Here is a 14877-nt window from a genome sequence, read left to right on the forward strand (position 1 = left end):
CCCCGCGGACCGCCTTCCACGCCCGGTCCGCGGGGCGTCGGCTTTCGTCAAGATTCCGGCACTTCGCCACCCGTGCGGCGTGGTGGTCGGAGGGTGTCGGCGCGGGCTCGTACCGTCGTGCCGTGCGGCTCCTCCACACCTCCGACTGGCACCTGGGCCGGTCCTTCCACCGGGAGGGCATGCTCGGGCACCAGGCCGACCACCTCGACCACCTGCTCGCGGTGGTCGAGAGCGAGCGGGTCGACCTCGTCGTGGTCTCCGGCGACGTCTACGACCGTGCCCTGCCGCCGGTCGACGCGGTCCAGCTCGCCGACGAGACCTTCGCCCGGCTCGCCGCCTCACGGGCCCGCGTCGTGGTCACGAGCGGCAACCACGACTCCGCCCAGCGCCTCGGCTTCGGCTCGCGGCTGATCGACGCGGCCGGGATCCACTTCCGCACCGACGCGGCCGGGGTCGGCACGCCGGTGCTGCTCGACGACGAGCACGGCGCCGTGGCGGTCTACGGCATCCCCTACCTCGACCCCGACCACCTGCGCGAGCCGTGGTCGCTCCCGGCCCGCTCCCACGAGGCCGCCCTGCGCGAGGCGATGGCCCGCATCCACTTCGACATCGCCCGCCGCCGCACCCGCTCGCTGCGCAAGGTGGTGCTGGCGCACGCCTTCGTCGGCGGGGCCCCGACGAGCGACTCCGAGCGCGACATCCGCGTCGGCGGCGTCTCGATGGTGCCCACCGTGGTGTTCGAGGGCGTCGACTACGCCGCGCTCGGTCACCTGCACGGGCGGCACACCCTGACCGAGCGCGTCCGCTACAGCGGGTCGCCGATCGCCTACTCCTTCTCCGAGGCCGACCAGGTGAAGGGGTCGTGGCTGGTCGAGCTCGACGCCGGCGGCTTCGCCCGGGCCGAGTTCGTCGAGGCCCCGGTGCCGCGGCCGCTGGCCCGCCTGCGCGGCGACCTCGACACCCTCCTGCGCGACCCCGGTCTCGCCGTCCACGAGCAGTCGTGGGTGCAGGCGACCCTCACCGACGACGCCCGCCCACTCCAGGCGATGGAGCGGCTGCGGCGCCGGTTCCCCCACGCCCTGGTGCTCGCCTTCGAGCCCGCCCGTCCGCCGGGCCCCGCCATCCCGGCCGTCCGCGACCGCGCCCGCGACGACCACACGATCGCCCGCGACTTCGTCGCCGACCTGCGGGGCACGCCGGCCACCCCGGCCGAGTCGCGGTTGCTGCGTGACGCGGTCGAGGCGTGCTGCGACGACCGCGACGTCGACACCCTCCTGTCGTCGGTGCAGGAGGGCGGGCCGTGAGGCTGCACGAGCTCGAGGCGACCGCGTTCGGCCCGTTCGGTGGCACCGTGCGGGTGGACTTCGACGCCCTGTCCGAGGGCGGGCTCTTCCTGCTCACGGGTGCCACGGGCGCCGGCAAGACCAGCGTGCTCGACGCCGTGTGCTTCGCGCTGTACGGCGAGGTCCCCGGCGACCGGCAGGTCGCGAAGCGGCTGCGCTCCGACCACGCCGCGCCGGGCGTGCGCCCCGAGGTGCGCCTCGAGCTCACGGTGGCCGGACGCCGCTTCCGCATCGTCCGCTCCCCCGCCTGGGAGCGTCCGAAGAAGCGCGGTGACGGCACCACCACCGACCAGGCCGCGGTGACGCTCGCCGAGCGGCGCGCCGGCACCTGGTCGTTGCTGTCGACGCGGCTCGACGAGACCGGCCACCTCGTCTCCGGCCTGCTCGGCATGAACCTCGCGCAGTTCTGCCAGGTGGCGCTGTTGCCGCAGGGGCGCTTCCAGGCCTTCCTGCGCGCCCGCTCAGAGGAGCGGCACAAGCTCCTCGAGCAGCTCTTCCGGACCCGTCGCTTCGCCGACGTCGAGCGCTGGCTGCGCGACCACCGCACCGAGCTGCGGCGCCGGTCGGAGGACGCCCAGCGGGGCGTCGCCGACCTCGTCAGCCGGGTCAGCGAGTGCACCGAGGAGCCGTTGCCCGCGTCGTGGGACGTCCGCGACCTCACCGCCCCGGCCGACGACGGCACGCTGGCGGCCTGGGCCACCGGTCGCGCGCGGGGGTCGGCCGCCGAGGCGTCCCGTGCCGAGACCACCGTCGCGTCGGCCGTCGCGGCCGAGCAGGCGGCGCGCACGGCGCTCGACGACGGCCGCACCGCGCTCGAGCGCCGCCGGCGCCTCGACGCCGCGCTGCGCGAGCAGTTCGCGCTGCTGGTCGAGGCGCCCGGGCACGCCGCCGACCTGGCCGTGCTCGAGGCCGCCCGGCGGGCGGCGGGCCTGGCTCCCCTGCACCGCGCGAGCGACCTCGCCGACCAGCGGGCGCAGCGGGCGGCCGAGGAGGCGCGGGACGCGTCCGACCGGGCGTGCGCGCTGCTCGTCGTACCCGACGGGGAGGGGCTCGACGACGCCGTCGCCGCCGCGTCGGCCGCGGCCGACGCGGTCCGTGAGGCACTGCCCCACGAGGCGCGGTTGCACCGCGTGCGCACCCAGGTCGCCGATCACGAGGCGCGGCTCGACGACCTCGCCGGCCGCACGACCGAGACGGTGCGGGCACACGCGGCGCTGCCGGCGCTGCTGACGCGGGTGCACGAGGCGCTCGCCACCGCGGACGCCGCGGCCGCCCGGCTGGGCGCCCAGTCGGCCCTGGTCGACGACCTGCGCACCCGCCTGGGGGCGGCCCGCGAGGTCCCCGCGCTGACCGTGGCCCTGGAGGCGGCCCGGGTCGAGCTCGCCGCGGCCGTGGTCGAGTCCCAGGCCCGCCGCGAGCACTGGCTCGACCTGCGCGAGGCGCGGATCGACGGCATGGCCGCCGAGCTCGCGGGGGCGCTGGCCGTCGGCGCCTGCTGCCCCGTGTGCGGCTCGGCCGAGCACCCCCACAAGGCGGAGTCCCGCACCGGCGCCCCGACGTCGACCGACGAGTCCGCGGCCCTCAAGGCGCTCGACGACGCCAAGGCCGCCGAGCACGCCCACGAGCAGCGGGTGCGCGAGCTCACCGGCTCGTTGGCCCTGCTCGGCGAGCGCTCGGGCAACCTGCCGGTCGACGACCTCGAGGCACAGCTGCTGGCGGCCTCCGGCGAGCTCGACCGGCTCGCCGCGCTCGCCGACGAGGGCGAGCGCATCCGCGACCAGGTCACCGAGGCGGAGGCACGGCGCCGCCACCTGGCCGCCGCGCTGGTCGAGCAGCGCGCGCAGCGAGCCGAGCTGACGGCCGCCCTGCGCGGCCTGCGGTGCCAGGAGGCCACGCTCGCCGCGGTGGTCGACGCGGCGCTCGCCGACAGCGACGCTCCCGACCTCGCCACGCTGCTGGAGCAGCACCTCGCGCGGGTCGCGGCCGGACGCGACGCTGCACGTGCCCGGCGCGAGGCGGCGGTGGCCGCCGACGAGGCCGAGCTCGCACGCCGGGCCTGGACCGTGGCCGCGGAGGAGGCCGGGTTCGTCGACGCCGGCGCAGCGGCAGCCGCCCAGCGCGGGGCCGCCGAGGTCGAGGCGCTGGCGCGCCGCACGGCCGAGCACGAACGACGCAGCGACGCGCTGGCCACGGTGGTCGACGACGGCGACCTCCCGACGCTCCTCGCCGCGCCGCTCCCCGACGTCGCGGTCCTCGTGGCGGCGCACGAGCAGGCGCTCGACGCCGTCGCCGACGCCGGCGCGCAGGCGGCCGTCTGGTCGGCCCGCGCCCGTCGGCTGAGCGGTCTGGTCACCGAGCTCCACGAGGCCCTGGCCGCGTGGGCGCCGCTGCGCGACGACCTGGCCGTTGCCACGGGCCTCGCGTCGTTCGCGGAGGGCAAGTCTCCCGACAACCGGCTGCAGATGCGGCTGTCGGCCTACGTGCTCGCCCACCGCCTGGGACAGGTCGTCGCCGCCGCCAACGAGCGGCTGGCCGGGATGAGCGACCAGCGCTACCGGCTCGAGCACTCGGGCCGACGCGGTGCCGGCGAGACCAGAGGTGGCCTGAGCCTGCTGGTCCGCGACGACTGGACCGGCGAGGCCCGCGACCCCGCGACGCTGTCGGGCGGCGAGACGTTCGTGGTCTCGCTCGCGCTGGCCCTCGGCCTGGCCGACGTGGTGGCCCACGAGGCGGGGGGCACCGAGCTGGACACCCTGTTCGTCGACGAGGGGTTCGGCGCCCTCGACGCGGAGACCCTGGACGACGTGCTCGACACCCTCGACAGCCTGCGCGACGGTGGGCGCGTCGTCGGCGTGGTCAGCCACGTGGCCGACATGCGCGACCGGATCCCGACCCAGCTCCACGTCGGCAAGAGGCGCGACGGGTCCACCGTCCGGCTCGTGCGCTCCGGCTGAGCGCCCGTCGCGCTGCCCGTCATCGGCGTAGGCTCACCCGACGTGAGCTTCGACGTCCCGGCGGAGTCCTACCGGAAGTTCATGGGGCGCTTCTCCGAGCCCTTGGCCGACCTGTTCCTGGCCTCCGTCGACCTGCAACCGCCGCAGCGGGTGCTGGACGTCGGGTGCGGAACGGGCGCGCTGACCAGCCGTCTCGTCGACCGCCTCGGCGCGGGGCATGTGGTCGCGGTCGACCCGTCACCGCCGTTCGTCGCCGCCGTGCGCCATCGGCTGCCGTCGGTGGAGGTGCACGAGGCTCCGGCCGAGGACCTGCCCCTGGGTGACGACACGGTCGACGCGGCGCTGGCGCAGCTCGTCGTCCACTTCATGGCCGACCCGGTGCGGGGTCTCTCCGAGATGCTGCGCGTGACCCGGCCGGGCGGCGTCGTCGCCGCGTGCGTCTGGGACCACGCCGGCGGGCAGGGGCCGCTCAGCCTCTTCTGGGACGCCGTGCACGAGCTCGACCCCGACGCCCCGGGCGAGTCGGAGCTGGCCGGCACCCGCGACGGCCACCTCGGCGAGCTGCTGGTCGCGGCGGGTGCGGACGACGTCGGCACGGGCTGGCTCGTGGTGACCGTGCCCTTCCGCGACCTCGACGAGTGGTGGGAGCCGTTCACCCTCGGCGTCGGACCAGCGGGCGTCCACGTCGCGGGGCTCGACGACGCCGGCCGCACGGCGCTGCGCGACGCGTGCGCCCGACGGCTGCCGGAGGGGCCCTTCGAGCTCGCCGCCACCGCCTGGACCGCGACCGGCCGCGCCCGGACGTGAAGGTGCCCGTCCCGACTGCTGGGATCGGGACGGGCACCGGGGGTCGCCCGACCGGCGGGCGACCGGCTCGGGGGCGCTGGTCAGTTCAGCGGGCAGCCGAGGTTGTTGTCGTTGTCGAGCCAGGTCGCCAGGGCGATCATGTCCTCACGCGTGCCGGTGTTGAGCGTGTGTCGCACGGTCGGCACCAGCGGCGGCCGGCCGTCGAGGCCCTCGCTCGCACGACGCCACGGGTAGCCGAGGCCCTCCGTCGCGGCGTTGAGGTAGGCGGCGGTGGCCGCGCGCGAAAGGATCTGCTCGGCGCCCGCCAGGTCGGCTCCGCCCTTGGCCTGCAGCGTCTGCAGGAAGGTCTTGCCCGCCAGCCAGCCGCTCTGGCCGGTGGCGGGACCCTCGTCCGCGCTGCCGAACTTGTTGGAGAACAGTGAGGCCGTCGTGGCCTCCTGCCAGCTGTCCGTGTGGTTCTTCCAGTACCCGGGGGTGCACCCCTGGTAGCCGATCTCGTTGGCGTTGGCGGCCGGGGCCGCCACGGCCCCGAGCGTGGCCACCATCCCGAGGACCAGTGCTGCTGCGACTCGCTTCATCGTCATCTCTCCCACGGTTTCGAACGGCGTGACTCGCCCTGCACGCCGAACGTAGGAGCGCGCATCGCAGCCCGGTCGGTGGGACGTCCTGACTTCCCCCAAATGGTGGAGAATGCTTTACCTGGCGACGTCGAGGCGAGCGTGCTGGCCATCGTCGGTCTCCCTGCATCGGGTCCCCCGGCACCGCGTTCGCGGTCGGGAGCCCCGGACCGGCGTCGCGCCGGGAAACTCGGTGGCCCGCTCGGATAGGTTCGTCGCCATGAGCGGACCGCCCCTCGACGCGACCTTCACCGACCTCCCCTACCGGGCCCTGGGCGACACCGCGCTTCAGCGCGCCCAGGAGCTCGGCGCCACGCACGCCGACTTCCGCTTCGAGCGGGTGCGCTACCAGCACCTCGGGGTGCGCGACGGCGCGCTGCAGGGCGCGAGCGACGCCGAGGACCTCGGGTTCGCAGTCCGCGTGATCCACCAGGGTGCCTGGGGCTTCGCGTCCGGGGTGGTGCTCACGTCGGAGGAGGCGGTCCGGGTCGCGGAGCAGGCGGTGGCGGTCGCGCTGGTCGCGGCCGAGATGACGCCCGTCCCGGTCGAGATCGCTCCCGAGCCGGTGCACGCCGACGTCACCTGGGTCTCGTCGTACGACGTGAACCCGCTCGAGGTCCCCACCGCCGAGAAGGCGGCCCTCCTCATCGACTGGACCAACCGGCTGCGTGAGGGGGCCGCGGTCGACCACGCCACGGCGTTCCTGCAGCAGGTCCAGGAGAACAAGTACTACGCCGACCTCACCGGCACCCGCACCACCCAGCAGCGGGTCCGCCTGCAGCCGGGGTTCGAGGCGATGGGCACCGGCGCCGACACCTTCGACTCGATGGCGTCGATCGCGCCGCCGGTCGGCCGCGGCTGGGAGTACCTCACCCGACCGGCATCCGAGGGCGGCTGGGACTGGGACGAGGAGATCGCCGAGGTCCCCGAGCTGCTCGCGGAAAAGCTCAAGGCGCCCAGCGTCGAGGCCGGCACCTACGACCTGGTCATCGATCCCTCCAACCTCTGGCTGACCATCCACGAGTCGATCGGGCACGCGACCGAGCTCGACCGCGCGCTGGGCTACGAGGCCAACTACGCCGGCACCTCGTTCGCCACCTACGACAAGCTGGGCTCCCTGCAGTACGGCTCCGGGGTCATGAACGTGACCGGCGACCGCACCGTCGAGCACGGCCTCTCCACGATCGGGTACGACGACGAGGGCGTGGCCACCCAGAGCTGGGACATCGTGCGCGACGGCGTGCTCGTCGGCTACCAGCTCGACCGGGCCATGGGCCTGATGAAGCCGGAGCTCAACGACGGCCGCTCCAACGGCTGCGCCTACGCCGACTCCCCCGGCCACATCCCCATCCAGCGGATGGCCAACGTCTCCCTGCAGCCGGCCCCCGACGGGCCCTCCACCGAGGAGCTGATCGGCCGCGTCGAGCGCGGGATCTACGTCGTCGGCGACAAGTCGTGGTCGATCGACATGCAGCGGTTCAACTTCCAGTTCACCGGGCAGCGCTTCTACCGGATCCAGGACGGCGAGCTGGTCGGCCAGCTCCGCGACGTCGCCTACCAGGCCACCACCACGGAGTTCTGGGGATCGATGGAGGCCGTCGGCGGCCCCGACACCTGGGTGCTCGGCGGCGCGTTCAACTGCGGCAAGGCCCAGCCCGGGCAGGTCGCGGCCGTGAGCCACGGCTGCCCGACCTCACTGTTCCGCGGCGTCCGCATCCTCAACACCACCTCCGAGGCAGGCCAGTGATGACCACCACCCCGCAGTCGCTGGTCGAGCACGCGCTCGCCTCCTCGACCGCCGACGACTGCATCGCGATCGTCCGCGACGAGACCAGCGCCAACCTCCGGTGGGCCAACAACACGCTCACCACCAACGGGCTCATGCACAAGCGCTGGGTCACGGTCGTCTCGTTCGTGCGCGGCGCCGGGGGCATGGCCGCCGGCTCCGTGACGGGCAGCGCCACGACGGCCGAGCAGGTCGCCGAGCTGGTCCGCAACGCCGACGCGGCGGCCCGTGCGGGCTCCCCCGCCGAGGACGCCAACGAGCTCGTGCGCGACGCGACGTCCCCCGACTGGGACGACGCGCCCGTGCCCACCGACATCCACGTCTACGACGCCTTCGCCCCCGCCCTCGGCGAGGCGTTCGGCCGCGCGCACGACGGGGGCCGTCTCCTCTACGGGTTCGTCAACCACGAGCTGACCACCACCTACCTCGGCTCGACCACCGGCCTGCGCCTGCGCCACGTGCAGCCGACCGGGCACTACGGCTGCACCGGCAAGACCGCCGACCTCACGAGCAGCGCCTGGGTCGGTGGCGCGACCCGCGACTTCACCGACGTCGACGCCCTCGCCATGGAGGCCGAGCTCGCCACCCGCCTCGGTTGGGCGGGCCGGCGGGTCGACCTGCCGGCCGGACGCTACGACACGATCCTGCCGCCGAGCGCCGTGGCGGACCTGATGATCGACGCCTACTGGTACGCCGGGGCGCGCACCGCCCACGAGGGCCAGTCGGTCTACAGCCAGCGCGGGATCGGCGGCACGCGGATCGGCGAGGAGATCGTCAAGCCCGGCGTCCACCTCTGGTCCGATCCCGCCGCCGACGGCCTGGCGTGCGCGCCGTTCGTGGTGGCCGCGTCGTCCGACAACGAGTCGTCGGTCTTCGACAACGGCCTCCCGCTCGAGCGCACCGACTGGATCCGCGACGGTCGGCTCACTGCCCTGCTGCAGACCCGGCACACGGCCGAGATGACGGGGCAGCCGGTCACCCCGGCCATCGGCAACCTCGCGCTGACGGTCGACGCCGCCACCGGCGACATCGATGACCTCGTCGCCGGGACCGAGCGGGGCCTGCTGCTCACCTGCCTGTGGTACATCCGCGAGGTCGACCCGCAGACGCTGCTGCTCACCGGCCTGACCCGTGACGGCGTCTACCTCGTCGAGGGCGGCGAGATCACCGGAGCGGTCAACAACTTCCGGTGGAACGAGAGCCCGGTCGACCTGCTGCGCCGCTTCACCCACGCCTCGCAGACCGTGCCGAGCTTCAGCCGCGAGTGGGGTGACGACTACTTCAGCCGGACGGCGACTCCGGCCCTGCGGGTGCCCGACTTCAACATGTCGAGCGTGTCGCAGGCGCTGTAGGCGCCAGGTCCGTCCGACGTCTCTGCCCACCGGGGCACCAGACGGAAGCGCGGGCGCGGATGAGCTGGGCGCTGTCGGCCAGCCATGTCCCGGGAACGTGCCACGAGTCGGGAACGGCAGGGCATCCCCCGTCGCAGCGGCTGGTCACGTCACGCTGGCCCGACGAATCTCGCCCGGTTCGTGAAGCTCGGCATGTGGGACGACGGCAAGATCGAGGTTGCTCGCGCACCGCTCGGGCAGGCGGACGGACCGCATCGGGTACGTCGGGGCGTGCCGGCTCGTCAGTCCACGAGCAAGGTCAGTGCCAGGGATGCCAGGTTCTGCAGCAGGAAGATCCCGGCGACGAACGAGCCGATCCACACGGGCATCCAGGCGTCACGCCGACCGGCCCGCGCCGCGTGCCGGGACAGCGGCACGGTCACGAGCAGCGGCAGCGCGAAGACGAGGCAGGCGGGCATGCCTGCCGCGGCGTAGACCCAGACGGGCACGTCCTCACCGCTCTCGTAGCCGAAGGCGGACATCAGGCCCTCACCGACCACGAACGCGAGGACGAACGACGGCACGTAGAGCGCCAGCGACCACCACGCCCGGCGTACGTCGCGACCGGGGTCGGTGGGCAGCGGCTTCTGAAGGGTCTCCATGACGGCCTCCTCTGCCTGCTTCCAGCCTCCCGCGCCGGGATGCGCCGGAACAGGGTCGAAGTGCCCCGCCCCCGTCCTCAGCCCCACCAGCCACGGAGGGCCGGGTCGCAGGCCGCCTCCCAGGCCACGGCGAACGCGTCGTCGAGCCGGGCGGCCTCCGCCCGCTCGGCGTCGGCCAGCCAGGCGTACGTCGTGACCGGCTCGCCCGCCGCGGCGGCCGCCGCGGCGACCCGGGCGAGGAAGTCGCGGGCCACGACGGTGTCCTGGCGCAGGCCGAGGACGGCCGTCAGCTCCTTGACGCGCTCGCGCAACGCCGTGGCCGTGGTTCCCCCGAGCTGCTCGACGGGCTCGAGCGCGTAGCGCATCCGCTTGGCCGCCTTCCGTGCCTCGTGCACCGCGAGGTCGTGGTCCGCCGCGGTGCGCCCGGCCTCCTCCGCGGCCAGCACCCGGCGCTCGAGGCGTCGCCACTCCCGGCGCAGCACGGGGGGCAGCGCCTCACCGGCCGGAGCTGCGGCGCCCGGCCCGGGGGCCGGGGTGGTCGTCAGCCCGGCCAGCTCCCGCATCAGCGCGTGCTGCCGCTCCGAGGCCAGCACCGCCGCCACCACGACGCTCTCCTGGTCGGTCGCGGCACGGCGTACGGCCTCGATCCGCTCGCTGACCGGTCCCGCGACGACACCGGGGGGCGCCGTGCCCAGCAGGCCGAGCACCCGCGGCACCACGACCTCGAGGTCGCGCGCGGGGCTCAGCGTGCCCGCGAACCACCGCAGCTCCGCCCCCACCGGATCGGTGCGCGGGCGGTCGAGCAGCGAGCGGTAGACCGTCAGCGTGGTGCGCAGCCGGCGCGAGGACACCCGCGCCTGGTGGATCCCGGTGGGCTCGCCGCGACGCAGGTCGTCGACCCGGCGTGCGACCTCCGCGACCTGGTCGCCGATCCAGCCGGCGAGCAGCTCACCGGCGGACTGCTCCGCACCGGTCACCGCGGGTGTCCGCCGGGGATCTCGACCTCGGGGTCGTAGGGCACGCGGGTGTAGACGAACGTCGCGCAGGTCAGGTGGCCCACCGTGCCGTCGGGGCGCCGGTGGACCTCGAGGCGCTCCCCGCGGTGGTAGCCCGACGTCCCCCTCCAGGCGCCGCGCTCGGGCACGAAGACCTCCTCGCGCTCGGCCAGCGCGAGGTTGTGCAGGTGCAGCGCGCCGTTGTTCCAGCGCGCCTCGAAGGCCGTGTTGCCCCAGAACCACAGGCCCAGCAGGTCGGAGGCCTCCCCCGGCAGGTCGGTGGTCGGCACCCACGGGTCCTCGGGCACGGGGTCCGGACCGGGTCCGAGGAGAGCGCGCGGAGCGCCGTCGGTGTCCAGACCGGTGGTCGCGTTGGCCAGCACCACCGAGCCGTCGCCGGTCCCGGGCTCGACGAACAGGCTGGCCAGGAAGCCCGGCATCGACCCGGTGTGCCCGACCATCGTGCGGTCGCCGAGGTCGAGCACGCGCAGCCCGAGGCCGTAGTCGGGGGCCAGGGCCGGCGTGCCCGCCTCACGCAGGCTGGCGGCGTCGAGGACGTCGGGGTGGCCACCGGCGAGGAAGCGCGCCCACCGGGCGAGGTCGGCGACCGTGCTCCACGCCTGCCCGGCGGGAGACATCGCCCCGGTGTCCTGGTGCGGCTCGGCGGTCAGCACGCCGTCGAAGTGGCCGACGCTGCGGCCCTCGGCGTGCGGCGCCTCCGGGAGGTACGACGTGCGGTGCATGCCGAGGGGCACCAGCAGCTCGGCCCGGACGACGTCCCACCACGTGCCGCCACGCAGCCGCGCGACGGCCTCGCCGAGCAGGGCGAACCCCAGGTTGCTGTAGTGGAAGAACTCCCCCGGGCCCGCCACCGCGCCCGAGCCGTCGTTGGCCGCCAGCAGCGCGTCGGTGGCGACCCCCGGCGACCGCTCCCACCACGGCCCGACCGGCTCGCTCTGCATGCCCGAGGCGTGCGTCAGCAGGTCGCGCACCGACGCCGCGGCGTACCCCGTCTCGGGCACGACCTCGCCGATCGGGTCGTCGAGGTCGAGCAGGCCGTCAGCCCGGCACCGCAGCACCGCCACCGCGACGAGGGTCTTGGTGACGGAGCCGATGCGGTACTGCACGTCGGACGGGTCGGGCCCGGGCACCGCCCCGGCACCACCCACCCACACCAGCTCCCCGCCCTGCAGCACGCCGGCCACCACGGAGGGCAGCCGGCCGTGTGCCTGCAGGTGGTCGAGGCGCGCCTGCCAGGAGCTCGTCATCGGTGCCGGGTCACGACTCGTCGAACGCCTCGGGCGGCGGGCACGCGCAGACCAGGTGGCGGTCGCCGTAGGCCTGGTCGATCCGCGCGACCGGCGGCCAGTACTTGTCGGGGTCGACGCCGGTCGGGAAGACGCCCAGCTCCCGCGGGTAGCCGCGGTCCCACTCGCCCACCAACGCGCGGGCGGTGTGGGGGGCGTGCCGCAACGGCGACTCCTCGGGCGTCCACTCCCCGGCGGCGACGCGGTCGATCTCGCGGCGGATCGCGATCATCGCGTCGCAGAACCGGTCGAGCTCGCGGAGGTCCTCGGACTCGGTGGGCTCGACCATCAGCGTGCCGGCCACCGGGAACGACATCGTCGGGGCGTGGAAGCCGTAGTCGACCAGGCGCTTGGCGACGTCGTCGACGCTCACGCCGGTGTCCTTGGTCAGCCCGCGCACGTCGAGGATGCACTCGTGCGCCACCAGCCCGTTCGGGCCGGTGTAGAGCACCGGGAAGTGGTCGCCGAGGCGCTTGGCGACGTAGTTCGCGGCCAGCACCGCGCTCGCCGTGGCCCGGGTCAGCCCCGAGGCGCCCATCAGGCGCACGTAGGCCCACGAGATCGGCAGGACGCCGGCCGAGCCGTAGGGCGCCGCGCTGACCGGCCCGATCCCCTCGCGCTGCGCGGGGTCGGGGTGCATGCCGTGCGAGGGCAGGTACGGCGCGAGGTGGGCGCGCGCCGCGACCGGGCCGACGCCCGGTCCGCCGCCGCCGTGGGGGATGCAGAAGGTCTTGTGCAGGTTGAGGTGCGAGACGTCGCCGCCGAACTCGCCCGGCTTCGCGTAGCCGAGCAGCGCGTTGAGGTTCGCGCCGTCGACGTACACCTGGCCACCCGCGCCGTGCACGATCTCGCACAGCTCGGTGATGGTCTCCTCGTAGGCCCCGTGGGTGGAGGGGTAGGTGACCATGATCGCGGCCAGCGTGTCGGCGTGCTCGGTGCACTTCGCCCGCAGGTCGTCGAGGTCGACGGTGCCGTCGTCGGCGGCCTTGACCACCACCACCCGGAGGCCGGCCATCACCGCGGACGCCGCGTTGGTGCCGTGCGCCGACGACGGGATCAGGCAGACGTCGCGGGCGTCGTCGCCGCGGCCCTGGTGGTAGGCACGGATCGCCATCAGGCCGGCGAGCTCGCCCTGCGAGCCGGCGTTGGGCTGGATCGAGACCCGGTCGTAGCCGGTCACCTCGGCCAGCCAGCCCTCGAGCTGCGTGACCAGTGCGTGGTAACCGGCGGCGTCCTCGGCCGGTGCGAACGGGTGCAGGTCGGCGAAGCCCGGCAGCGAGACCGGCTCCATCTCGGTGGTCGCGTTGAGCTTCATGGTGCACGAGCCGAGCGGGATCATGCCGCGGTCGAGCGCGTAGTCGCGTGCGGAGAGGCGGCGCAGGTAGCGCAGCATCGCGGTCTCGCTGTGATGGCGGGAGAACACCTCGTGGGTGAGGTACGGCGTGCGGCGGCGCAGCGGCTCGGGGAGCGCGTCGCCGGTGGCGTGGTCGAGCGCCTCGAGGTCGACGTCGTCGATCCCGAAGGCGGCGAGCACCCGCTCGAGCGTGCCGTGGGTGGTGACCTCGGAGGTGGTCATGGCCACCCGGTCGGCGTCGACGAGCCGCAGGTGCAGCCCGCGCTCGCGTGCGGCGTCGACGACCGCCTGTCCGCGGCCCGGCACGGAGGCGACCACGGTGTCGAAGAACTCGGTCTCGGCGACCTCGACCCCGTGGTCGGCCAGCGCGCGCGCCAGCACGGCCGCGTAGCGGTGGGTGCGAGTCGCGATCGTGCGCAGGCCCTCGGGGCCGTGGTGCACGGCATACATGGAGGCGACCACGGCCAGCAGCACCTGGGCGGTGCAGATGTTGGAGGTCGCCTTGTCGCGGCGGATGTGCTGCTCGCGGGTCTGCAGCGCCAGCCGGTAGGCGGGCTTGCCCTCGGCGTCGATCGACACCCCGACCAGGCGGCCGGGCAGGTGGCGCTCGAGGCCGGCGGCCACGGACATGTAGCCGGCGTGCGGACCGCCGTAGAACAGCGGGACGCCGAAGCGCTGCGAGGAACCGACCACCACGTCGGCGCCGAGCTCACCGGGCGCCTCGAGCACGGCGAGGGCCAGCAGGTCGGCGGCGACCACGACGAGGGCGTCCCGCGCGTGGGCGGCCTCGGCCAGCGGCCGCGGGTCGCGGACGCGGCCCGAGGTGCCGGGGTACTGCACCAGCACACCGCACAGCGGTCCCTCGGGCAGGCCGGCGTCGAGGTCGGCGACCACGACGTCGATCCCCATCGCGGCCGCGCGGGTGCGCACCACCTCGATGGTCTGCGGCAGCGCGTCGGCGTCGAGCACGAAGGGCCCGGACGCCTTGCGGTTGGCGCGTCGTACGAGGGTCATCGCCTCGGCGACCGCGGTGCCCTCGTCGAGCAGCGAGGCGTTGGCGGTCGGCAGCCCTGTCAGGTCGCCGATCACGGTCTGGAAGTTGAGCAGCGCCTCGAGCCGGCCCTGGGAGATCTCCGGCTGGTAGGGCGTGTACGCCGTGTACCAGGACGGGTCCTCGAGGATGTTGCGTCGGATCACCGGCGGGGTGAGCGTCGGGTGGTAGCCCAGGCCGATCAGCGACTCGGCCGGGCGGTTGTCGGCGGCGAGCGCGCGCAGCTCGCGCGCGACGGTGTCCTCGCTCGCGGGTGCCGGCAGGTCGAGGGTGTCGGCGGACCGGATCCCTCCGGGCAGCGCCGCGTCCATCAGCTCGGTCAGCGAGCCGAAGCCCAGCGTGGCCAGCATGGTGGCCTCGGCGTCCGCGTCGATGCCGACGTGACGGTCCGCGAACGGCGCGGCGGCGTCGAGCTCGGCCAGGGTGGGGTGGTCCGACACGGGGGGCTCCTCTGATCGCTGCGATCGGGTCGCCTCCCCCTCTGTCACCGTCCCGGGGTTGCCGGTGGGCTCCAGAGTTGCCTGGTCCGTGCGGTCCGGGCGCCTGAGAGGTTCCGGGGAGGAATTGCCCCTTCGGCGCTCCGCCGCAGCCTTGCGGCGGAGACTCTCCCGCACGGGATCGTCAGCGCGCCCAATCTACCACCGGGACGCGACGCGGCCCGGGTCCTGGA

10 protein-coding genes and 1 riboswitch are annotated in these 14877 nt (G+C 74.7%); of the genes, 5 read left to right on the forward strand and 5 right to left on the reverse strand.

Translation table 11 applies throughout. The features are described from left to right. Positions 1–122 precede the first annotated feature (122 nt). Genes ACFPGP_RS10265 through ACFPGP_RS10275 form a run of 3 tightly spaced genes read left to right on the forward strand, consistent with a single transcriptional unit; the run spans position 123 to position 5104 of the window. Positions 123–1304, forward strand: coding sequence for an exonuclease SbcCD subunit D (locus ACFPGP_RS10265; protein ID WP_378589793.1), 1182 nt, complete (start codon positions 123–125; stop codon positions 1302–1304). Then, complete coding sequence (locus tag ACFPGP_RS10270; RefSeq protein ID WP_378589795.1) at positions 1301–4297, forward strand: AAA family ATPase; 2997 nt, start codon at positions 1301–1303, stop codon at positions 4295–4297. Before ACFPGP_RS10265 ends, ACFPGP_RS10270 begins: the two co-directional genes overlap by 4 nt. Before the next feature lie 42 nt (positions 4298–4339). Continuing rightward, positions 4340–5104 (forward strand): class I SAM-dependent methyltransferase, encoded by a 765-nt coding sequence (locus ACFPGP_RS10275; RefSeq protein WP_378589796.1) that lies wholly within the window; start codon positions 4340–4342, stop codon positions 5102–5104. Positions 5105–5184: 80 nt separating this feature from the next. Here ACFPGP_RS10275 and ACFPGP_RS10280 read toward each other — a convergent pair whose 3' ends face one another. Continuing rightward, entirely contained in the window at positions 5185–5688 is a 504-nt protein-coding gene (locus tag ACFPGP_RS10280) for a hypothetical protein (RefSeq protein ID WP_378589798.1), read from the reverse strand. A 253-nt stretch (positions 5689–5941) separates the two neighbouring features. Here ACFPGP_RS10280 and ACFPGP_RS10285 point away from each other — a divergent pair, with 253 nt between their 5' ends. Both ACFPGP_RS10285 and ACFPGP_RS10290 read left to right on the forward strand, forming a co-directional pair. Further along, positions 5942–7468 carry a TldD/PmbA family protein gene (locus tag ACFPGP_RS10285; protein WP_378589799.1) on the forward strand — a complete coding sequence of 509 codons (1527 nt, stop codon included), beginning with the start codon at positions 5942–5944 and terminating at the stop codon, positions 7466–7468. Further along, complete coding sequence (locus tag ACFPGP_RS10290) at positions 7468–8859, forward strand: metallopeptidase TldD-related protein (RefSeq protein ID WP_378589801.1); 1392 nt, start codon at positions 7468–7470, stop codon at positions 8857–8859. Before ACFPGP_RS10285 ends, ACFPGP_RS10290 begins: the two co-directional genes overlap by 1 nt. A gap of 281 nt (positions 8860–9140) precedes the next feature. Here the strand turns inward: ACFPGP_RS10290 and ACFPGP_RS10295 are convergent, their stop codons facing one another. The 4 genes from ACFPGP_RS10295 to gcvP all read right to left on the reverse strand — a co-directional run bounded on the left by ACFPGP_RS10295 (position 9141) and on the right by gcvP (position 14647). Then, positions 9141–9500, reverse strand: coding sequence for a hypothetical protein (locus ACFPGP_RS10295; protein ID WP_378589802.1), 360 nt, complete (start codon positions 9498–9500; stop codon positions 9141–9143). A 77-nt stretch (positions 9501–9577) separates the two neighbouring features. Next, entirely contained in the window at positions 9578–10477 is a 900-nt protein-coding gene (locus tag ACFPGP_RS10300; protein WP_378589803.1) for a CHAD domain-containing protein, read from the reverse strand. Beyond that, positions 10474–11763, reverse strand: a complete 1290-nt coding sequence (locus ACFPGP_RS10305) for a serine hydrolase domain-containing protein (protein WP_378589804.1) — start codon at positions 11761–11763, stop codon at positions 10474–10476. The genes ACFPGP_RS10300 and ACFPGP_RS10305 overlap by 4 nt, the downstream gene beginning before the upstream one ends. A gap of 10 nt (positions 11764–11773) precedes the next feature. Next, complete coding sequence (gene gcvP / locus ACFPGP_RS10310) at positions 11774–14647, reverse strand: aminomethyl-transferring glycine dehydrogenase (protein ID WP_378589806.1); 2874 nt, start codon at positions 14645–14647, stop codon at positions 11774–11776. 81 nt (positions 14648–14728) lie between these two features. Continuing rightward, positions 14729–14828, reverse strand: a riboswitch (glycine riboswitch). Positions 14829–14877 lie beyond the last annotated feature (49 nt).

Source organism: Nocardioides taihuensis, assembly GCF_042657275.1.
GTDB lineage: Bacteria > Actinomycetota > Actinomycetes > Propionibacteriales > Nocardioidaceae > Nocardioides > Nocardioides taihuensis.